The 462-nt window shown below is 34.0% G+C and carries 1 protein-coding gene; it reads right to left on the reverse strand.

Annotated features, from left to right (window positions below; translation table 11 throughout):
* The coding region (locus tag ASJ81_RS15365; RefSeq protein ID WP_141241764.1) for an IS66 family transposase at nucleotides 1-462 on the reverse strand (462 nt) is incomplete at both ends.

The raw sequence follows: 462 nt of genomic DNA on the forward strand, positions 1-462 counted from the left end.
AAAATAACAGGTGTATTTGTCAGTAGAAGCTACATGAAGCCAATGTCTTTTTCCTTGAACTTTCATTCCAGTTTCATCACAATGGATAACAGGAGAAGCTATTACCTTTTCTCGAATTAGGTTTTCAAATTCTTCAAGATTCTGGAAACATTCTCTTTCTGCTTTAATAATGGTAGCAGAACAAATTTTTATCCCCATTACATCATTAAACAATTCCGAAATCCTTTCGTAAGGAATGAAATGGTGATTTTTAAAGTAAATTGCTGAAGCTAAGATATTACGGCTATATTGAACTGGAGAATTTACTGATTCTGGAAATTCAGCTTTATTTAATCTTCCACAGCAAGGACAGATCTTAATCTGACTTCGATGTTCTGTAACAATAAGATTTACAGGCGGAATGTCAAAAACCTGTCTTTTCTCATAAGCTTCAACTTCAACATCCTCTAGGGTATGTCCACA

This window comes from Methanosarcina spelaei (assembly GCF_002287235.1).
Classification (GTDB): Archaea; Halobacteriota; Methanosarcinia; order Methanosarcinales; family Methanosarcinaceae; genus Methanosarcina; species Methanosarcina spelaei.